The organism is Vibrio sp. D401a (genome assembly GCF_030248515.1).
Lineage (GTDB): Bacteria > Pseudomonadota > Gammaproteobacteria > Enterobacterales > Vibrionaceae > Vibrio > Vibrio rotiferianus.
The window spans coordinates 79,461-99,966 of the sequence record NZ_JAHGAI010000049.1 but is presented as its reverse complement, the minus strand read 5'-3'; the positions used below and the strand labels follow the sequence as shown (position 1 = coordinate 99,966).

Here is a 20,506-nt window from a genome sequence, read left to right as displayed (position 1 = left end):
TTTTACTTGTAACTAAAAGTTGAAACTGATTGTAAACCCGTTTTCATTCAAACCACTTGTGGTTAGCTAGGCGATAACGTAATGCATAACCAGTGCTTCTCTGGTTTAAGAGGGGTAAGACTTGAGTTTCTCAACCATAAAGTCGATGAAAAGGCGTGTACGCTTGGGCAAGTTATCTCTAGATGAGTAGTAAATCCAAACGGGCTTAGGCTCGACCCAATACGATTCTAAGATGGGTACAACGCTGCCTTGTTCTAACTCTTCTTCTACATGCCATCTTCCCATGAATGCGATGCCTAGATGTTGCATTACTGCAATTTTGGCGGCGCTAATGTTTGATAGGCTAAGGTTACCTTTTGGAATGAATTGAACGTGCTCTCCGTGGGTGTCCTTCAATGGCCAAGTGTAGGATCGACCCGACGAAAGAGGGCGATAAACGATGCAGTTGTGTTGATGAAGATCTTCCACACTACGCGGGAGGCCAAACGTTTCAACATATTCTTTGCTCGCAAATATGCCGCTTTGCATTTGATAAATCGTCCTTGCCACCAAGCGGCTATCTTCGTTTATCTGATTGCCAACACTCACATCGAATCCTTCATCGACAACGTCTAAGATGCGATCACTCAAGACCAAATCTAGCTCGATCTCTGGATACAAGTTCAGAAACTCGGCGATATGCGGCATAACAAACTTGCGCCCAAAGCTGTCAGGCAAATTGACTTTAAGTTTGCCGGCAGGGTTTTTATTCTGCTCAGACAGACCATCGATACTTTGTTCAATTTCTGATAGTAACGGTGAGACGCGTTGATAAAGACTGGCGCCATCTTCTGTTAATGAAAACTGACGTGTGTTGCGATGGAAAAGTCTCACCCCTGTTTGTTTCTCCAAAGCGGCGATGCCTTTACTCACTGCCGCTGCAGAGATCCCTAGTTTGCGCCCAGCCGCAGAAAAGCTACCTTCTTGAGCAGCCGCAATAAACAAAGGAAGTTGAGTCGGAAGCATAAGTCGTGATCCTTCAATTCGAGCTTTTTTGGTGTAATGCGTTAAAGCATGGAACAGATTCAACTTCTAGTTATAACTGATTCAACGTGTTGAGATCTACCGTTACAAATCGAGAGGCGTATGGTGAGACTTACTGACTCAATCAAACAAATAGGCATTCAACATGACACCAACTTACCTTTATATACAGTTTAAAATTCAGGATATGGAAGCTTTCAGTGAGTATGCTGAGCGTGTTTCTGAAACCACTCAAATCAATGGTGGTCAGACGATTGCGATTAACAAATCACCAACGACATTACATGGTGACTTGGGTGCAGATGTTTGTGTCATTCAACACTGGCCATCTTTAGAAGCGGCGCACGCCTGGCATGACTCTCCTGAATACGCACCACTGAGAAAACTGCGTGACGAAAAAGCGATGAGAGATCTGAAAATTATCCCTGTGCCTGCTGTTTAAATAAGCAAGTAGATAAAATAGACAGCGCTAATATTGATATTATATTAAATTTATAATGAATTAATGGTTGGTATTTTTATAGAAAATATTAGCGTTCGTTTATTTATTAATCTCTAATTATTCACATCATCATTCTTGGAAACCGAGTCACAAAATAACCAGTTATATTTAATTTTAATAAATGGTGTTTTTTATTAAGCTATTTGCTCTAATTTTATACTAAATTTCTTTTGTGATTAGTATTTAAGTGATTGTAAATGTTGTTATTTGTTAGCTTTTTGTCAGTGTGTTATGAAATTGTCGTTTTATTTAAATTTGTGATGTTTGTTCATATCGATAATCGTCAAACTTTCATTGATAGAACTTACGTATATTATTTTTTACTGTTTTCTGATTAAAACTATAAACGCGCAATAGGTGATGGCGGATATAAAACGTCTGTTAGATCTTATTTGTACAATAAATGGAAGAGAGTGAAAAAGTGAAGGCAAATAATAACATTCTTAAAGCAGCAGTGGGTATGGCGATGCTATCTGGCCTACCAACAGCAGCAAATGCTCACGGTTGGTCAGAGTTTCCGAGTGCTCGACAAAATACATGTTATGAACAAGGCGGAATTTGGTCGGGTAATCCACCAAATGCAGCTTGTGCTCAAGCAAAAGAAATCTCGGGTACTTACCCGTTTGTTCAGCGTAATGAATACGCCAAGAACATTACTGACTACAACAATATCGCAGCAGTAAAAGCGGCGATCCCTGACGGCACATTGTGTTTTGCAAATGACCCTCAGAAAAAGGGCATGGGTGCACCACATACAGCTTGGACTCGAACAGAGCTCAACACGGGTTCATTTGAGTTTGTATTCAACGCCACTGCACCACACAACCCCTCATTCTGGGAATTTTACCTAACCAAACCTGGCGCAGATCTGAGCAAAGCGCTCGCGTGGGGTGACCTAGAGCTTATTCAGAAAGAGGGCAATGTTCCTGTTGAAGGTGGTAAGTACCGTATGAACGTTACCATTCCTTCTGACCGTTCGGGTGACGCAATTCTATTTGTACGTTGGCAGCGTGATGATGCTGCGGGTGAAGGTTTCTACAACTGTTCAGACATTACTATTGTGGGTGGTGAAACGCCTCCACCAGAGCCAACACCGCAACCTGATCTTGTAAAAGGTGACTTGTATATTCCCGTTGATTTCATCGGTCCTGATCTGGGTGACACGGTTAAGTATGACATCATCAATAAGTACGGCGATGTTGCCCGTAGCTTTGATATTGAAGTGAATTCATCCAACATCAATGACTGGCAGCGTCTGTTGGCATCAGAGATCAACGGATGGCATGCTGAGTTCAAAGATGGAGCGGTATTCATTGGTGATTGGCATGAAGAGATGTCTCACTACATGTACTTCCAAAACGATCCTTCACGTAACTTCTTCAACTCAAAAGATAGCCGTGCATCGGGTGTGATCTCAGTAATTGATGGGGACGATGGTACGGTTGAGCCTCTAACTGGTGAACTCTACGAGCTGGTTAAGAGTGATAAGGTCGTAAACGCTGGCGACAAAGTTGTGATAGCCACCAGTGAAGCGGCTAACCTTACTCAGACTCAAGGTACGGCAGTGAGTATTCAAAACAATGGTACGGCGTCTATCGTGGTGGACACGACCGCTATCACTCAAAATGAAACACTTTCATTTGTTGCCAATGCGGTCAACAGTGAACGTAAAGAGACATTCACATTTGAAGTGATTGCAGACGAAGGCGGTGTAGATCCAGAACCAACACCAGACCCAAGTGGCGACGAATGGGATGCAGCAAAAACGTATCTAGGTGGTGAAGTGGTGTCTTACGCTGGTGGAAAATGGAAAGCTCAGTGGTGGATTCAAGGTGGTGATGATCCACAAACGACTTACCAAAAAGACCAGTGGGGTGTTTGGCGTCCGGCGAATTAAGACCTGAACTGTATGCTAATAAATCAGGCCACTTTAATCATGGATTGAAGGTGGCCTGATAAAAGGTGTAACGTTATTTAATTGGAGATACAAACCCTTCTGGCTTGAGCGCAACTAAAGAGCATCGGATTGATTGAAGGATATTTTCTGCAGTGTTACCAATAACGAGCCCTTGAATACCTGAGCGTGCAATGGTTCCCATCACCAATGTATCAACGTCTTCGTTGTCTACCCAACGGGGTATAAGTTCTTCAGCTGAACCATGTAAGTGGTGCACTTTGATATCTCCAGAAATTCCAGACTTTTCAATTAACTCATTAAGCTTCTTCTGATGTTCTCCTTTCATCGCTTGAACTTGTTTATCAAGTATTTGGTCATCAACGTGTATCCAAATATGATGTCGTAAATAACTCTCCATTAGGAAATCCCAACAGGAGATAATTTCTAATGTCCCGTTGCATGTATCAGCGATGGATCGTGCCGTTCTAAGAAGCTCAATGGCGAGTTCCATTTCTTCATTATTCTCGACATCTGGCTCTATAGCGACTGCGACTTTTTGGTCTGCCATCTGTTTGCTGTGTCTTCGGCTTATCCAAACGGGGCAAGGACATTTGCGTAGCAACTTCATATCAAGTGCTTTAAAGCCTTTTTGGTCGTCAGATGCTGGTTCAGCTTCTTTAAAAACCAAATCGTGGTTACCACTTAATACATGTTGAATAACACTCACCGCGGGTTTTGTATTGCTTTCGATATCGATTGGAAATGAGTTAAGGTCTTGACCGATTGATGAAAGCTCAGCGTTAACGGTGTTTACTAAAGATGTTTGGTAAGTCTCCTTATATTCACTCATGCTAGACGGGAGCGCAGGGCAAGTAATTAGGCCACTGATTTTGGCGTTGTGAAGCTGGGAGAGTTTGAGGGCTTGATCCAGCGAGTTGTTTTGGCTGGCCAATCCGTGGCTAACGAACAAAATATTCTGAAATTTACTCATAACGACCTCCTTTTTCATAAGTGTGGTGCGTCATTACACATAATTCCATACGAAAAGTGTGTTTTATTTTGGGGTAAATCAAAACTTGCTTATATACCCAAGTGACTTCTGAATCCTGCATCTTGAAGTCACTTGGGTATACTCTACTAATTTAATATGTTTTTGATTGTAAGTTGTTTAAAAAGGAATACAATCGCGAATTATTACCCCTCCTTGGTGGATCTAAAAATGATAAAGAAAACCCTCCTAGCTATGGCACTTTCAGCCAGCATTATCGCGCCAGCAAGTGCTTGTACTGGCATCTCTCTTTCTACTACTACAAACGACCATATTCACGCTCGAACGATTGAGTGGGGTGAGAGCGATCTAAACAGCAAACTGATCGTTGCTCCTCGAGATTACTCGTTTACTTCAACCATGCCAGACCAAAAACAAGGGTTAAGCTGGAAGAGCAAATACGGGTTTGTTGGTATTTCGGTGAGTGATGACCGTTTTATTGGTGAAGGCGTGAACGAAGAAGGGTTAACGGCAGGTTTGTTCTACTTTAAAGGATACGGATCGCTAAAGGCGTACAATCCAAAAGATCGCACAAACAGTATTGCTGACATGGATTTTGTTCGTTGGATGTTATCGCAATTCAAGACGGTTGATGAAGTCAAAACCGCAATGAAAAACATCGATATTGTTCCTGTTTACATTGATGAAAAAGGGCAACCATCACCAACTGGACATTGGCGTGTTACCGACAAAGCGGGTAACAACATCGTGATTGAGATTATGGATGGTGGTCAGGTGCACATCTACGATAACGAAGTGGGGGTACTGACCAACTCGCCAGCCTTCCCATGGCAAGTAACGAACTTGAACAACTATATTCACCTTCAACCGGGCACCAGTGCACCGACTAAGTTTGGTGGTGTAGAAGCGAGATCTTTTGGTATTGGTTCTGGCTTTTTAGGTTTGCCGGGAGATATCACACCACCATCGCGTTTTGTTCGTGCGGCATTCTTTGTTAATACAGCGCCAGAATCTAAAACCTCGCAAGAGGCGGTATCGCAAGCATTCCATATACTGAACAACTTTGATATTCCGATTGGTACTGAGTTTAGTTCTGAATATCGAGAGCATATCCCTGATTTGCCAAGTGCTACGCAATGGACTTCGGTCATTGACCAAGGTAATGGAGCGCTTTACTACAAAACGATGCACGACAGCAGGATTAAGAAAGTTGATTTGACTAAAATCGACTTTAACCAAAAGCAAGAGTTAAAACGCAAACTCGATAATGGCTCATTCACGATAGAGAATGTGGAACTCTAAACATTCCCGAATGGGGGCTTAGCGGCCCCCATATTTTAAATGCTCAGCTGAATGATGAGGTGCTGTTGGTTCGTGTTAGGTGGGTAGCATCGTTGCTCGTTAACATTTGGTATGGACGCAGACCAAATAGTGGCATGATGGAATAGATATGATCGAACAGATCCGCTTGTACGCCTTCATAGTAAGCCCAGTCAGTATTGTTGGTAAACGCATAAACCTGTAATGGAATACCTTCTGGTGTCGGCTCTAACTGTCTCACCATGATCAGCATGTACTGATGAATGTCTTTGTTCGCTTTCAGGTAAGCATTAATGTAAGCGCGGAACATACCCAAGTTGGTCATTTGGCGTAGGTTGCCAAAGGCTGGCTCTTCACTCATTTCTTCATTGTAATCGTTGATTTCACGCGATTTCTCATAAATGTACTGGCGAAGGATTCGGATACTTTTTAGCTTTTCAATTTCTTCATCAGATAAGAAGCGAATCGATGTGACATCGACATTCACGGAACGTTTGATACGGCGACCACCAGAATCTGACATGCCTTGCCAGTTAATAAAGGCATTTTGCACTAGGGCATAAGCTGGAAGCATACTCACTGTGTTGTCGAAGTTTCGAACTTTTACTGTAGTGAGTGAGATTTCTTCTACTGTGCCGTTCGCGCCATAAGAGTCCATTTGAATCCAATCGTTCAGGCTGATCATGCGGTTTGCAGATAGCTGAATACCTGCAACAAACCCCAATATCGTGTCCTTAAACACCAACATGACGAAGCCCGTCGCAACACCCAAACCGGAGAGGAAAATTACTGGTGATTCGTTTGCGAAAATCGACATGGAAACCACGACACCAACGAAGAAGGTGAACAGCTTAATCAGTTGGACGAAGCTTTTGATCGGCATTCTTCTTGTGATGCCTTTAAATGTCGCAATGTCATTTAATGCATCAAGCAAGGCAAAGATCATCCAAATAAAAATGACCAAAATAGAGATACTAAGAATCCGGTCAAAGATGTTGGCTAACCAGTCGTAATGACCAACGGCGAGAGGGATAAAGACATCCAACACCATGATTGGGATCAGCAGAGAGAGTTTTTCTAAGACATCATATTTCGCCAAACTTTCAGCGAGCGGTTTATTGGCTTTTTGCAGAACATTGTTCACCGACCGAACGATCAGATGATGAACTATCAGGTAACTGATCGCTGCAGCGGTTAAGCTCGCAAGAATAAAAACGGTCGTGAGCTCGACGCCATAAGGGTCGCTATTGATGCCCACGGAACTGAGTTTGTCTGCAATAAAGGTGCGAATGTGATGATCGAGCAAAATGTCATCCTCAAAATGTAGCCTGAATGAAGAAGTGAGAACTTCTGCGGAGAAGTCAGGCAACAGGCGTTAGAAAGCCGCTAATCCTACTCTCCATCTCTATGTTTTGCACTGGTTTAATCCAGCAATCTTGAAACTTATTATTCAAAAATAGCGTATAGGTGAAGATGTGATACAGGTTTAACATCAAATTATGAAAACGGGACACGTTTTTCTGCTAAGTCTGTGAACTCTCAATGTTTTATTAGACTAGACTGAAAAGGCGGCTCGCGTTTAATTCAAGAGGCATTCAATGGAAAATTCTAATCAATCACAACAGCCTACTTTTTTGTCTAAAGGCTGGAAATACTTTGTTATCGTTGGTGTTATTATCTCATTAATGGGCATTGGTGCTATGAGCTTGCCGGTACTTGCGGGCGTAACGATCTCGACCATCGTGGGTGCGGTACTGTTGTTCAGTGGTTTGGTTCAGGCATACCACACATTTTCTATTAACGTGTGGAAAGAGAAGCTTTGGTACGTTTTAAGTGCTGTGCTGTATATTGTAGGTGGCTTGTTCATTCTGTTTAAGCCGCTGGCAGGTTTGGTAACCATTACGATGTTGATGGTGATCGTGATGATTCTTAATGGCTTAACCCGTGTGTTCTTCGGCTTAAGCAATCGAAGTTTACCAAGCAGCAATGTAATCGTGTTCAGTGGCGTGATTTCGGTTCTGATTGGTGGCTACTTCTTTATACTGCTCGATGATCCTGCGTTCTCGACTACATTGTTGGGCACTTTTGTTGGCATCTCATTATTGATTGAAGGCATTAGCTTTATCTTTATGGGGATGCAAATGAAGAAGCTCTCTTAATGAGCGTTATCTAGCATCTCGAGGTTAAATAGTACACAGTGCCTGCCGGTTCGGTGGGCATTTTTTATGGCTAAGTAAAACTGGGTACAAGCAAAACCACGGTTTCCCTCACACATTTGTCCTTCAAATCAGGCTCATATTCAAATCTCTCTTACTGTTTAATCAAAGGTTATCAATAAGCAGGGAGAGGACTTTGAAACCAATTCAAACAGCAACGATAGCACTTGCTTTGACGCTTGGCTCTGCGTGGGCAGACAATCATTTGCCAGATTCAGTTGAAGCGGAAGTGATGTTAAAAACAACAACCAGCTGGGATGGCGCAGAATTACCCAGTTATCCGCAAGGGCAGCCTGAAGTCACTATCGTAAAAATCACCGTACCAAAAGGTGTGCAGTTGCCAATGCATCAGCACCCAGTCATTAATGCAGGTATTGTGCTGAAAGGGGAAATCACGGTCACCAAGAAAAGTGGAGAAAAGATCATACTTAAAGCTGGCGATGCGATTGCTGAAGTCGTTGAACAGTGGCACTTTGGGGCAAACACAGGTGATGACCCCGCCGAGATCATCGTGTTTTACGCTGGGGTGAAAAATGAACCGATAACGGTGAAGTGAGTTGCGAAACAACAAAAAGCCCGAGTATCTACTCGGGCTTTCTATCTGAATGGGAAGTTCTGCTAACGTTCTGCGTTATTTGGATTCACAAGCTTTAGCGTGGTTGGTATTGCGCTTTTCTTTAAATGACAGAACCAATTGAGGCACAAGCGACATGGTAATCATGCCGATCATTAGGCTGTATTGAATAGGTGTGAAGCTTTCACCCATCAAAATCAGACCAGATACAATGCCTGCAACAGGGTTGGCAATGCCACCAAACGTGAAGTCAACAACTGACATACGTTGCAACAACCATACGTACATGCCGTAGCCAAGTGCCGTGTTGAGTACGATTACCCACAGCAACCCACTTACGTTTCTTAATGAGATGTTTTGGACAGCTTGAACGTATGGCTCAGGGTTAATGCTTGCTAGTACTCCTGCCGCGATAGATAAAATCACGCCGCCTAAAATTAGTTGCCAAGTGAGTACCGTCCACCAGTGCATTCTTGAACCTAGAGACTTAGTTACGCTGCTGCCAATTACAATACACATAATGGCAGACAACATTGCCACTAAACCGATCGGGTTTAGCGTAATCGAGCTTGGGTCGAACAAGAACCAAGCCAGCGCGATAAGGGTGGCACCACTGATCCCTTGAATAAGACTCGGTTGGCGCTTGTAAACCACCCAACCAAATAGCATGGCAAAGACAGGCACTGAAATCATACCCACACCAGAGATTGCAGAAGGTAAGGTCAACGCCATCACGAAAATGAGACCGAAAAAGAGGGCGATATTAATCGTGCCAAGCACAAGCAAGATCTTCCAATCTTGTTTCTTTGGTAATGAAGGTTTGATAGCAAGTAGTAATAGACCAGCTGGCAATGCTCGTAGTGCACCAAGTAACACTGGCGGCCAGTCTGGCAAAGTAAACTGTGTCACGGCGTACGTGGTTCCCCAGAAGAACGCCGGAATCATCGCGAGTAAAATGTTCATGTTAAATATCTTTACGTTGAGATAATTTATTGTAAAGGTACGCTCGTTATTGCTTCTTGTAAAGTATCTATATACCCAAGTGACTTCAAGATGCAGGATTCAGAGCGTTGTCATTGTCCCGAGTTCAAGGAAAACAACGCAGCGTAATAGCCAGCTCTTTCCAAGTTGTTTGACGCAGTAATCGGGGCAATGACACGCTCCCAAAGGGCGAGTTGCCTTGGCTTGTATACTTTGTTGCCGATTCTTGATTTAGATCCACTAGACCTTTAAATCGCCGCCGCGTCTACAAACCAAGTCATTCTCGCTGAACCTAGCATATCGAGGTTACTTGGGTATATGTTAAAATAACTTCGTCAATCAAAATGTCTTGGAGATGAAAGGATAAATGGACGCAATTGATAGAGTGGTAACTCAGTGGGCTAAGGAAAAGCCTGATCTCGATACCGAGCCGATGGCGATCATGGGACGTCTAATGCGGATTGCCAAGCATATGGAAAACCACGTTGCCGAAGTTCATAAGCGTTATGATCTCAAAATGGGTGAGTTCGATGTATTAGCAACGTTGCGTCGTAGCGGTGAGCCTTATCGCTTAACTCCATCGGAGTTAATCTCATCGATGATGCTGACTTCTGGTGCGATGACCAACCGACTCGATAAGCTAGAAAAGAAAGGCTTGATCGATCGGGAGCACAGTAAAGAAGATCGCCGCAGTGTCGCTGTTCAACTTACTTCAAAAGGTTTTGAGTTGATCGATGCGCTTATTGAGCAGCATTTACAGGCGCAACATGAATTGATGGGTTCGCTGACCAGCGATGAAAGAGGGCAGGTTAATCAGGCGTTAAAGCTGTTACTGCCTCAATATGAGTAACTAAGCTCTAAAGGTTTAGGATTGGGATGAATCATGTACATTGAAGAGCTAGAGCAGTTTGTCGGTACGTTTATGTGAACACTCATATGATCGAGTGGTCGCCAAATTAATATAAGCTCAGCGTATTTCATTTTGATATCAGTAAGATAGTTTGTTCTTGGTCACAGATACTTCGCTTATCGCTAATATCAACAAACAAAAACTCGCACCTTTAACTCGCACCGACTATATAAATGTTATGGCGATGTTAAAGGTGAAGTTATGCGTGCACTCTCTGAATGGTTAGAAGCCTACGGTGAAAGCCATCAAAACCCTATCAACCAGAAAATTCATAAAGTTGCGGTCCCTGGTATCTTTCTGTCTGTTGTGGGGCTGATTTGGTCGATTCCGCAGATTCCTTTGTTTGGATTCAATCTCAATTGGGTATGGTTGGCGGCGGTACCCGCTTGGATCTTTTATTTCCGACTTTCCCTAAGCGTTTTCATGATGATGATTGGCTACACCGTCGCATGTATTGGCTTGATATGGTCGATGGACATCCTTGGTTGGCCAGTACTCCACATCTCAATGCTGTTATTTGGTGTCCTTTGGATATTCCAGTTTATCGGACACAAGATAGAAGGGAAGAAACCCTCCTTTTTTGAAGATCTTCAGTTTCTATTAATTGGTCCTATTTGGGTTTTCCGCAAACATTAAAAGAAAGGTCTGTTTATCAGATTCGCCATCTAGGCTGTGTTACCATCCTGCTGCTTTGAAACGCCCAGAGGTATGAGGTGTAGAGCAGTAGCGAGGTCGTCACATGAGTGCAGAGCAGCACTTTCAAGGTCAGTTTGAAGTCGAATTGAAATACCGCGTAGAAGATAAACAAGCTTTTTTAGCTGTGCTGGGTGGTTTAGAGCATGAAGTCATGTTTGAAGACAATCAAGAGTCTGATTGCTTCTACGACACGCCAGAGCGAAAACTCAGTGACGAAGGGAAAAGCCTTGTGATTCGAGAGATCGAACCTTCAGGCATCAAACTTTGGATTGTAAAAGGCCCAGAAAAAGATCGCTGCGAAGCCACCGATATCACTAAGTCTCATGCCGCGAAAAGTATGCTGGAAAACATGGGGTACGAAGTGATTCTTCAGACCAAAAAAGTGCGTAGCATTTACTTTATTGGTTCGTTCCATATTACTCTCGACCATCTAGAAGGCATTGGACATTTTGCCGAGTTCGCCATTATGACGGATGACGAAAGTGCGCTTGCTAGTTATAAGCAAGAGTTGGAAGCACTTGCTGCACGATTTGGTTTGGACGAGTCGCACAAGGAGCGCCGTTCATATAAGCAGATGTGGCAAACTGAGTAAAATCCACGTCATTTCTTATTGGTCTGACAAGTAACTTCCTCCAAGGGCACTATGATTAGAGTAGTGTGAAAGCGCTGTGTCTACGTTCTTAAAAGATGCAAGTAGCTAGTGACAATGTCACGGATTCGGAGGGGCAATGTACAACCGCGAACACAAATACGTGTATTGGCGAGAAGAGCGAAAGAAAGGCAAATGGCACTACATTGTGAAGTCTTTCTTGATGATCTGCTGTGCATTGCTGGTTGGCAAAGTCATTGGGTTGTTCGTCTTTGGCGAGCTGCAAACCATCAGAGATATCACGGAGCAGCTTCCAGCCGACCTGTTTATCATGATGTTGGTGGGCTTTCCGATCAGCGTGATTGGCTGGTATCACGAAGAATCTAAATTTTTCCGTGCATTAAAACGCCGAAATAAGAAATTCAAAGCACGATTAGAAAACCGAAATCAAAAAAATAAGTCTGGTTGATAAGGTGCTGCAATATTCGAGGGGTGCGGCTTTTTTACTCGTATGCTTCGTATCTTGTATCTCATTCCTGTACTTTCTTGCCATTGTGCGTCTAAACAAGGTGCGTTTGTATCGCGTCAAACTGTGTACCTGATGGCATTATTCATCTCTGACTGCGATACGGTGCTACTTTCATGATTTTTGCCAAGATTTTGTTATTGGCTCTTTGCTAGATTTCCCCAAAGAACATCCCTCTATAGGAAAGATAATGGATAAGAAAGCCATGCTACACAGCCAGCAAGTGTACTTTTGTGATGACGAAGAGTTGGCGGCAATGCAAACCGAATGTCTAGAGACTTTATATGACTATAACCAGACACGCCTGTCAGAAGGTGAAAAACGCGTTGAGATTATGCATCGCCTGTTCGCATCAGTTGGGAAGAATTGCTATATCGAGCCACCATTGAGAGCGAACTGGGGCTGTCATACTCACCTTGGTGATAATGTTTATGCCAATTTCAATCTAACGTTAGTTGATGACACCCATATCTATATCGGTGACCACGTAATGATTGGGCCGAATGTCACTATCGCGACCGCAGGGCACCCAATTGACCCGGATCTAAGGCGCGACGTGGCGCAGTTTAATATCCCTATTCATGTTGGCAATAACGTCTGGATCGGGGCCAACTCTGTGGTATTGCCGGGCGTGACGATTGGTGAAAACTCGGTGATTGGTGCTGGTAGTGTGGTGACAAAGGATATTCCAGCCAACGTTGTTGCGGTTGGTAATCCGTGTCGAGTACTACGAGAGGTCGGACAACACGATAAAGAGTACTATTTTAAAGACCGTAAGCTTGAACAAAATATATTCAACGGTTAGCCTAAACTCTCTACTTTACTAGGAAACTAGAATGATCCTACGCACAACTAACCTCTGGTGGCTCCTCCTCCCTTTGCCAAGCAGTCGGTAGGTTGAGTTGTGCCTGGCTGCGAGTAGATGCAGCCTGAGTCGTATTCTATCTCGTAGCCTTGTTTGAACATGAAAACATCATCAAGGAGAGAAAATGAATACGGCATCTGAACCCAGCCCCCATGCTGAAAATCAGCCTCAAAAGCGAGCGGTGAGTGCAATCACATTAGGCGTAATGTTCGCACTTGCAGGCACTCTGTTGTTCTCGATTAAACCTATTTTCGTCAAAATGGCGTATCAATATGGCGGTGATGCAGTCAGCATCATGACGCTCCGAGCCATCAGTTCGCTGCCTATCTATCTTTGTATTCTCTTTTGGATGTTGCGCAGGTGTGAGCAGCGAGCACAAGTAAAGCGGCATGGAGTGAAAGCAGCCGCCATTGGTGTGTTGGGGTACTATCTCGCAAGCTATTTAGATATCACAGCGCTTAACTATATTTCAGCGCAGTTAGAGCGGTTATTGATTTTTCTTTTCCCTACTTTTGTTGTTCTGATTATGTGGTTTAAGGAAAGACAAGCCCCGACGCGCAATGTTTTGATTGCGGTAATGCTGGGGTATGTTGGTGTGGGCTTGATTGTCGCGCATGATCTTTCCCAATACGGTGAACAAATCTGGTTTGGCGGTGGGTTAGCGATTTTGTCGGCGTTTGTTTTTGCGGTGTATCTGGTGCTGAGCAAAGGCTGCATCGCCAAGTTAGGCAGCACCATCTTTACCAGCATTGGAATGGGGAGCGCGGGTGTCGCTATTCTTATTCATTTGTCATTCAGTGAGTTGGAATTGCACACCATGGGGAAAGAACTGATCATTGTTGGCGTACTATTAGGTTTGTTCTGTACCGTCATTCCTTCCTATTTGATCGCAGCAGCAATGGCTCGTTTGCATCCTGCGCACTTAAGCTTAGTCAGTAATGTCGGTCCTGCTATGACGGCGCTGTGCGCGATTGTCATACTAGGCGAAGCATTCACTTGGTATCACGCGATTGGCATGGTGCTGACCATTGCGTCTGTGGTGGTGATTAATCGTAGCAAGTAGCGAAAAGAAACAGGCAAGTCATGTATAACGGGCAGGTCGAAAAAGTTCGACCTGCCAAGTGCCTAAAAGACGAAGTTCACCATAATGGTGTACATGTTTGCGTCATCGTCTTCAGGAGTATCAACAAACGCACCAGAGGCACTGCGATAGGCTTTGAAGTGTTGCCATTCTGCATTAAGTGACACGTTGTAGTGGAGATCGTATCTCACACCTAATAAATAGCTGTCACCATCTTTGTGCTCTTGGTCATCAAATTGTTGGCCATACGTCGCGTAGGGCGTGAACTCGTTGAGGTTGTAAGAACCTTGTATATACCACGCAGAGGCAATATCGTTGGTTTGACCTTCGACAGTTAAGGTGAGGGCATCTAGCTCATACACGGCCCCGAGTGAAAATAGCTGAATTCTCTGATCTGGGTCTTTAATGATCAACTTATCTAGAGTGACAGCACCAATACCAGGAATATTCTGAACCACATTGGTAAGGAGGGTTTCTTGGTCGTAATTTGCATCAAGATAGCTAAAGTTCCAGCGGTAATAATCACCACTAAGGACTAGGTTAATGCCGTACATGTCATTGGTCGTGAACTTTAGTTCAGTGGTTTCGTTATAATCAACACTGCTGTCGTCTTTAAATCCGATAAATGGTGTTGTTGTTAAAGTGAGGCTTTCATTTATATCGTGATTCCAAAGAACTGAGAGCCCATTGTATGCGGTAATTCCAAGAATACTGTCATAGACTTCATTAGGCGGGCGAGCTGGTGTAAATGCATGGCCGACAGAGTAATACTCAGATGCTAAGAATAGGGGCATTCTTAGTCGTCCCCCACGAAACTCGACGTTCTCATACGTGTAAGCAATATAAGCCCATTCTAATTGAGGGTTACTCCAGTGATCTTGAGGTCTTTTGACCACTTGAGCAGAGGCTTTAAAGGCATCGTAATAGAAGTCGAGTTGCAGGCCGAACGTGGTGTCACAATCGTAGCAGTTCTTGTCGTTAATAAATCGATTCACGAGAAGTGGCATTTCATTGTCAGATGACGCCCACGAAGTCGAGCCAAAACCGCTAAGCGTTAGGTTGTCAGTAATCTCGAGCGCTGAGTAACTTGGAGCCGTGATACAAGAAACAAATAATGCAATCAGTGTTTTCTTCATATTATTTCTCCGAACTTACTACGTAGAGGATTTGTGCATTTGATGGGAGGCTACTGACAGGGGCGTAACCAATGCGATTTGGCTTTTCTTTCATCCATTCTAAAAGCGTGTCTATGTTTGAGTTATCAATGACTTTCGGTGGGCGTGCTTTGCCTGAAAACGATAAGCTGGCCCAATGCGCGTTCATTTGTGCAATGTTCTTGTTGAGCAAATAACGATAAAACTCAGAACGCTCAGATGACGTATCTGGCCAATCTGCAAGTTCAACGCGATGCCCTTGTAGCCGTTTTGTTTTTCCTCGATATAACTTGCGGGCTTTCGTAATGCTCAGTTCACTAAACTCCGAGTTTAGGGAAAAAATTGCGTAGCTGTCCGCGGCGAGCGCTTTACTATCAAAAGAAAGAAGTACAGCGAGTGAGACAAGTATATTCAACAGCACTTTAAGTATTCTTCTATTCTTCTCTAAGATATGGATATCCATAACCATTACCTTATTCGCTAAATGATGCTTTCAATTTGGTGAATTAGCTTTTCTTTACGTATTGGCTTCGGTACGTATGCGTCCATACCTGAATCAAAACAGCGTTGAATATCGTCGTCCACCACACTTGCTGTCAGTGCAATGATTGGTGTTTTAGAGAGGCCAGAGTCTTGTTCAAACTTTCGAATTTCTCGGGTTGCCTCAAATCCATCTTTTATTGGCATCATGCAATCCATCAAGATAATGTCGAATCCTCTATCTTGTTGAAACATGTCTACAGCAACTTGCCCATTTTCTGCGATTTCAAATTGGTAGCCCGCTTTACTTAGCAGCAAAGAGGCGACCTTTTGATTAACAGTGTTGTCTTCGACAAGCAAAATGCGTTCGTGCTTTTGAGGTAAGGTAGATAGTGGTTCATCAGGCAGAGGTTCGGAGTCAACTAGAGGAGGCGGATTCTTGAGATGTGCCTCCATTGCAACGGAGATTGCTTGAACAATTTTCTCTTTGAGCACATTGGCCTTGAAAGGCTTTGGAACATAATCATTCATACCAACGTCATAACATTTTTGGATGTCGTCATCGACGACACTGGCAGTAAGCGCAACTATAGGAACATAAGGCCTATTGGTTTGCTTTTCTAATTCTCTGATCCTCTTTGTCGCCTCGAAGCCATCCATTACTGGCATCATGCAATCCATTAGTATCAAACTATATGCGTTGGACTGATACATACTTACGGCTTCTTGGCCATCATTTGCGAGGTCGAACTCAAAGCCCGCTTTGTTAACGTGTAACCCAGCGATCTTTTGGTTCACACTGTTGTCATCGACAATGAGAATTTTTGTCGAGTGCATCGCGGTATCCAGTAATTGCTCATCCACAAGGTGACTTGGTCGATTCATACACACTTGCAGAGCTTTAGTTAGACGCTGGCCAAGTAATGGTTGAGTGATAATCGCGCTGATATTTCTGCCAAAATCAAATTGTTGGCTTTGGAGGTGTTTTATTAGACACACATGAATATCACAAGCTTCTAATTGCTGGAAGTAGTCAGTTTGAGCACTGGCGCAGTTAGGTTCACTTTCTACGTATATTAATACCCCGCCAGTTGGCAGCTTATCTGCGGCAGGTTTATCGGCACAACGGTAGTGTTTTGCAGAACATTCAATATGGTAAAACCTCAGTTCATGAATTAATCTTTCGCCGAAATGTGAGTCATCACAGAGGAGCGTTACTGGTATGTTTGGCTTCTCGCTAGTGTTAGGTTTGAAGTATTGCTGTTTAACAGCCACTTCCAATTGAAAGTAAAAGCGGCTACCAATGCCTTTTTGGGAATCTAACTGAATTTTGCCTCCCATCAACTCGACTAGCTGTGTGCTAATAGCTAATCCAAGTCCGGTTCCTCCAAATTGACGCGTGGTTGAATCGTCTTCTTGAGCGAATGGCTCGAAAATATTTTTTTGTTGTTCTTCATCAATCCCAATACCAGAGTCTGAGACCGATAGTTCAATAAAAGCTCTAGATGAGTTAACTTCCTTTGTTTCTATCGCCAATTGAACTCGGCCTTTTTCAGTAAACTTGACCGCATTAGACATAAAATTCATGACAACTTGACGAAGTCGATGATCGTCTAACATCACACGATATGGTGTGTTAGGGCTGATCGAAACGCTTAAGTCGATACCTTTTTCTTTAGCTTTGGGAGAAACTATTGATGCAATGTCGTATATGGATTCACGGATACAGGTAGAGTGTGGGCTGATGAGTAACATGCCTGACTCAATCTTGGAGAAGTCCAGTATGTCATTGATTAAGCTGAGAAGTAGATGTGAAGAGGTTTCAATGGTGTCAACGTAATCGAGCTGTGTTGCGGTGAGAGGCGTTTCAGAGAGTACTTCGGAAATACCAATCACGCCGTTTAATGGTGTTCGGATTTCGTGTGACATATTGGCAAGGAAGCTACTTTTGGCCTTACTTGCTTGTATCGCATCATCTTTTGCTTGCTCTGCGTCTTCCTTCGCTTGCTTGAGTTTGATACTTGCTTCCTGCCGCTCGTAGCTCAGGCGTTGAACTTCTTTCGCAAATTGGCTGAGCTCGTCTTTTCCTTTTACTATCTGTTTGAGACTGTCATCTTGCTTTGAGTCCTCTCTTTTTAGAAACTTTAGGACAAGTTTAAGATCTTGAGTCACTTTCTGACTAAGCTTTAACACCGAATAAATGACTAATAATGTCATTAACCCGATGATAAAAATGAAAATCAACTGCTCTCGTTCTGCTTTTCTGATTGCACTTTCTACATCATGGGTTAACTGTACTTTAATTGTCGTATCAACGTCGATGAGGAGCTCCAACCTTGTTTTTAGTGCTTGTAGTCCTGTTTCAATTTCAAGGGAAGAGAGCTCATCAAGATCACTACGATTTAATAGGTAACTGCGAAAATCCTGGCTTTGCACAAAGGCATCACTGGTAAAGGTATCGAGAAGAAGGGAGACCTGTTCTTGGTTAGCATTCAGATTAAGGAATCGCTCTAAAAATAGTTGTTGGTTCTGTATGAGCGAAATAATAGTGCTACGAATTTCTTTGTCGTACTCACCTTGTTGTGCACTTTGGACAAGGATTTGGCTAAGTCTGTTCTCTTCATTAGACCAAAATAATAACCATTCGAGTTGTGTGAGAGCAGTTAAATGGTCTTTGATTTCCGGTGTTGCATTAGTGAATGGGACTTTCTCTAACTGAATTAAGAGTTGTTTGTAGGCGTCAGATACCCACTCACCTAAATCAAGCTTGTCTTCCGAGATGGTCGTTTTAACCAACGATGTAGTACTTTCTTTTAAATCGGCTAGCGCATCTTTCGCATCAACGTGTGTGCTATTAAACAGGGTTGGAGTAATTGTAGATAGTTCTGATATTCGGAACTGAATGTCGGCTATAGGAGAGGCGGCATTACTGTCCTGAGTGATTTGGTAAATCTCTGACATCTTATCGACATACTTTGAGAACAGCTCTGCTCGCTGTAATGTATTGGCTTGCTCAGAGAGGCTTAGTACTTGTTGAACGGCAAGTACAAGCAACATACATATTGGCAATAGGACTAAGCAAATGAGTTTCTGCTTAACAGAAAAGTTGTTCCAAGAAATCGCTGTTACCACTGTTTATATCCATATAAAACTGGTTGATATAAAAAGTGTAGTTTAGTCTTAATAATGTGCATGATTACAACAAGATAATAGAACCCAAATCACACCTTGGTGTGAACTAGCGTTTTCTTGAATAGAATTATGTACTGACTGCTGACTAGCATATACTCAAGTAACCTAGAGTTGCTTGGTTCAGCGAGAATGACTTGGTTTGAAGACGAGGCAACAATTTGAAGATCTAGTTGCTCTAAATCGAAAATTACTAACGAAGCATGCGAATCAAGGCAACTCGCCGTTCGGGAGCATGTCATTGAAGCAAGTTCTTCCTTGAACTTGAATCAGCGACAGCATTTAGCCCCCTGCATGTTGACGTCACTGGAGTATAGAAAGACTCATGTTGAGTGAATTGAACAAAAGCTACTTCCCCGCTAATTGCAGTTGGTGTTAAATACGTCCCGAACCAAGTTTGTACAAGTTGAATCTAAGAATATGACCGCAAAACTTCTTCTAATTCGTGGTTTACCGGGCTCTGGTAAGACGACACTTGCCAAGAAATTGTCCAAACAGCTCAAAGCAAAACATTTTGAAGCTGACATGTATTTTGAGAATGAAATTGGCGAATACCATTTTGATGGCACAAAACTGGCTGATGCGCACGAGTGGTGTTTTCAGCAAACCCGGAAATGGCTGAGCAAAGGAAAGACTGTGATTGTCAGTAATACGTTTGTGCGCCATTGGGAGATGAAACGGTATCTAAAGTATTGTGAGAAAAAGCAGATTGAAGTGGAAGTGCAGGTTTGCCGAGGTGAATATCAGAGCATTCATGGTGTGCCATCAGCGACGATAGAGAATATGCGTCGCCAATGGCAAGAGTAACGATTATTTCATTCTTTCTGATCAGGCAAGCTTCTATCGTTTACTGACCGCGACCGTCGATCATCACCACTAGTGTTTTGCTCATGATTGCAATGTCCATGGAAATCCACGAGTAGAAAGAACTCAAGCTCAGTGCGTAACTGTGGTCGAACCCCACCTTGCGACGAACATCTTCAATACAAGAGTCATAACCTTGGTTTACTTGTGCTAGACCTGTGATGCCAGGTAGCACGCCGTATGTGCGTTCAACAAAATAAGGGATTTCGTCTTCCAGTTTTTGATAAAAAGCAGGGCGCTCCGGACGAGGACCAATCAAAGACATTTCACCTTTTAGTACATTGAATAGTTGTGGAAGCTCATCCAAGCGAGTCTTACGTAGGAAGCGTCCAACCGGAGTGACACGTGGGTCGTTCTCAGAAGCCCATACCGCACCAGAGCGTTGTTCTGCGTCTACATACATGGTTCGAAATTTCATAATTTCAAACAGGTCCATTTTTTCCGGTGTACAGCGACCAACACGAAGCTGACGATAAATCACAGGGCCTTTTGAGTTGATTACAATTGCTAAAGCAATCAAAGGCATAATTGGCAAGGTGACGAGCAAGATGAGCAGTGAAACAACCACATCGAAAGCGCGTTTTGCTAGATGAATATTTGAGTCGTAGCGTGAAGTTTTCATGATGCTTT

20 protein-coding genes are annotated in these 20,506 nt (G+C 43.3%); 12 read left to right on the top strand and 8 right to left on the bottom strand.

The window, feature by feature from the left end; all coding sequences use genetic code 11:
• Positions 1-105: 105 nt before the first annotated feature.
• Positions 106-1,005, bottom strand: a complete 900-nt coding sequence (locus KIV41_RS21185; RefSeq protein WP_285337639.1) for a LysR family transcriptional regulator — start codon at positions 1,003-1,005, stop codon at positions 106-108.
• 163 nt (positions 1,006-1,168) lie between these two features.
• Here KIV41_RS21185 and KIV41_RS21180 point away from each other — a divergent pair, with 163 nt between their 5' ends.
• Positions 1,169-1,465: a DUF1330 domain-containing protein gene (locus tag KIV41_RS21180; RefSeq protein WP_285337638.1), complete on the top strand. Its 297-nt coding sequence runs from the start codon at positions 1,169-1,171 to the stop codon at positions 1,463-1,465.
• Positions 1,466-1,928: 463 nt separating this feature from the next.
• Positions 1,929-3,422 carry a lytic polysaccharide monooxygenase gene (locus KIV41_RS21175; RefSeq protein WP_285337637.1) on the top strand — a complete coding sequence of 498 codons (1,494 nt, stop codon included), beginning with the start codon at positions 1,929-1,931 and terminating at the stop codon, positions 3,420-3,422.
• 73 nt (positions 3,423-3,495) lie between these two features.
• On the opposite strand, the gene KIV41_RS21170 is transcribed toward KIV41_RS21175, so the two are convergent.
• On the bottom strand, positions 3,496-4,413 hold the full coding sequence (locus KIV41_RS21170) for a universal stress protein (RefSeq protein WP_071235424.1): 918 nt from the start codon (positions 4,411-4,413) through the stop codon (positions 3,496-3,498).
• A 228-nt stretch (positions 4,414-4,641) separates the two neighbouring features.
• Between KIV41_RS21170 and KIV41_RS21165 the strand changes: the two genes are divergently transcribed.
• Positions 4,642-5,733 carry a choloylglycine hydrolase family protein gene (locus KIV41_RS21165; protein ID WP_285337636.1) on the top strand — a complete coding sequence of 364 codons (1,092 nt, stop codon included), beginning with the start codon at positions 4,642-4,644 and terminating at the stop codon, positions 5,731-5,733.
• Between the two features lie 43 nt (positions 5,734-5,776).
• On the opposite strand, the gene KIV41_RS21160 is transcribed toward KIV41_RS21165, so the two are convergent.
• Positions 5,777-7,057, bottom strand: a complete 1,281-nt coding sequence (locus tag KIV41_RS21160) for a mechanosensitive ion channel family protein (protein ID WP_285337635.1) — start codon at positions 7,055-7,057, stop codon at positions 5,777-5,779.
• A gap of 292 nt (positions 7,058-7,349) precedes the next feature.
• Between KIV41_RS21160 and KIV41_RS21155 the strand changes: the two genes are divergently transcribed.
• Together KIV41_RS21155 and KIV41_RS21150 are read left to right on the top strand one after the other, a co-directional pair.
• Positions 7,350-7,910, top strand: a complete 561-nt coding sequence (locus KIV41_RS21155) for an HdeD family acid-resistance protein (RefSeq protein WP_285337634.1) — start codon at positions 7,350-7,352, stop codon at positions 7,908-7,910.
• 193 nt (positions 7,911-8,103) lie between these two features.
• Complete coding sequence (locus tag KIV41_RS21150; protein WP_285337633.1) at positions 8,104-8,523, top strand: cupin domain-containing protein; 420 nt, start codon at positions 8,104-8,106, stop codon at positions 8,521-8,523.
• A 75-nt stretch (positions 8,524-8,598) separates the two neighbouring features.
• Here KIV41_RS21150 and KIV41_RS21145 read toward each other — a convergent pair whose 3' ends face one another.
• Complete coding sequence (locus tag KIV41_RS21145; RefSeq protein WP_285337632.1) at positions 8,599-9,504, bottom strand: DMT family transporter; 906 nt, start codon at positions 9,502-9,504, stop codon at positions 8,599-8,601.
• A gap of 385 nt (positions 9,505-9,889) precedes the next feature.
• Between KIV41_RS21145 and KIV41_RS21140 the strand changes: the two genes are divergently transcribed.
• The 6 genes from KIV41_RS21140 (at position 9,890) to KIV41_RS21115 (ending at position 14,171) form a co-directional block, all read left to right on the top strand.
• Positions 9,890-10,372 (top strand): MarR family winged helix-turn-helix transcriptional regulator, encoded by a 483-nt coding sequence (locus tag KIV41_RS21140; RefSeq protein WP_285337631.1) that lies wholly within the window; start codon positions 9,890-9,892, stop codon positions 10,370-10,372.
• A 261-nt stretch (positions 10,373-10,633) separates the two neighbouring features.
• The gene (locus KIV41_RS21135) at positions 10,634-11,068 is read left to right on the top strand and encodes a DUF962 domain-containing protein (protein ID WP_010448194.1); all 435 of its coding nucleotides are present in this window, start codon (positions 10,634-10,636) and stop codon (positions 11,066-11,068) included.
• A gap of 103 nt (positions 11,069-11,171) precedes the next feature.
• Positions 11,172-11,720 carry a class IV adenylate cyclase gene (gene cyaB, locus KIV41_RS21130; protein WP_285337630.1) on the top strand — a complete coding sequence of 183 codons (549 nt, stop codon included), beginning with the start codon at positions 11,172-11,174 and terminating at the stop codon, positions 11,718-11,720.
• A gap of 136 nt (positions 11,721-11,856) precedes the next feature.
• The gene (locus tag KIV41_RS21125; RefSeq protein ID WP_045385999.1) at positions 11,857-12,186 is read left to right on the top strand and encodes a hypothetical protein; all 330 of its coding nucleotides are present in this window, start codon (positions 11,857-11,859) and stop codon (positions 12,184-12,186) included.
• A 247-nt stretch (positions 12,187-12,433) separates the two neighbouring features.
• Positions 12,434-13,048: a sugar O-acetyltransferase gene (locus tag KIV41_RS21120; protein ID WP_285337629.1), complete on the top strand. Its 615-nt coding sequence runs from the start codon at positions 12,434-12,436 to the stop codon at positions 13,046-13,048.
• Positions 13,049-13,232: 184 nt separating this feature from the next.
• Positions 13,233-14,171 carry a DMT family transporter gene (locus KIV41_RS21115; RefSeq protein WP_285337628.1) on the top strand — a complete coding sequence of 313 codons (939 nt, stop codon included), beginning with the start codon at positions 13,233-13,235 and terminating at the stop codon, positions 14,169-14,171.
• A 62-nt stretch (positions 14,172-14,233) separates the two neighbouring features.
• Here KIV41_RS21115 and KIV41_RS21110 read toward each other — a convergent pair whose 3' ends face one another.
• From KIV41_RS21110 to KIV41_RS21100, 3 genes are read right to left on the bottom strand one after another with little or no spacing between them, the layout of a single operon-like run.
• Positions 14,234-15,325: a porin gene (locus tag KIV41_RS21110; protein ID WP_285337627.1), complete on the bottom strand. Its 1,092-nt coding sequence runs from the start codon at positions 15,323-15,325 to the stop codon at positions 14,234-14,236.
• Between the two features lies 1 nt (position 15,326).
• Complete coding sequence (locus KIV41_RS21105) at positions 15,327-15,812, bottom strand: hypothetical protein (RefSeq protein ID WP_156145162.1); 486 nt, start codon at positions 15,810-15,812, stop codon at positions 15,327-15,329.
• Positions 15,813-15,823: 11 nt separating this feature from the next.
• Positions 15,824-18,955: a response regulator gene (locus tag KIV41_RS21100; RefSeq protein ID WP_045385992.1), complete on the bottom strand. Its 3,132-nt coding sequence runs from the start codon at positions 18,953-18,955 to the stop codon at positions 15,824-15,826.
• Between the two features lie 477 nt (positions 18,956-19,432).
• Between KIV41_RS21100 and KIV41_RS21095 the strand changes: the two genes are divergently transcribed.
• Complete coding sequence (locus tag KIV41_RS21095) at positions 19,433-19,819, top strand: ATP-binding protein (RefSeq protein ID WP_171356961.1); 387 nt, start codon at positions 19,433-19,435, stop codon at positions 19,817-19,819.
• A 40-nt stretch (positions 19,820-19,859) separates the two neighbouring features.
• Here the strand turns inward: KIV41_RS21095 and KIV41_RS21090 are convergent, their stop codons facing one another.
• Positions 19,860-20,498 carry a sugar transferase gene (locus KIV41_RS21090; RefSeq protein WP_045385990.1) on the bottom strand — a complete coding sequence of 213 codons (639 nt, stop codon included), beginning with the start codon at positions 20,496-20,498 and terminating at the stop codon, positions 19,860-19,862.
• Positions 20,499-20,506: the final 8 nt, after the last annotated feature.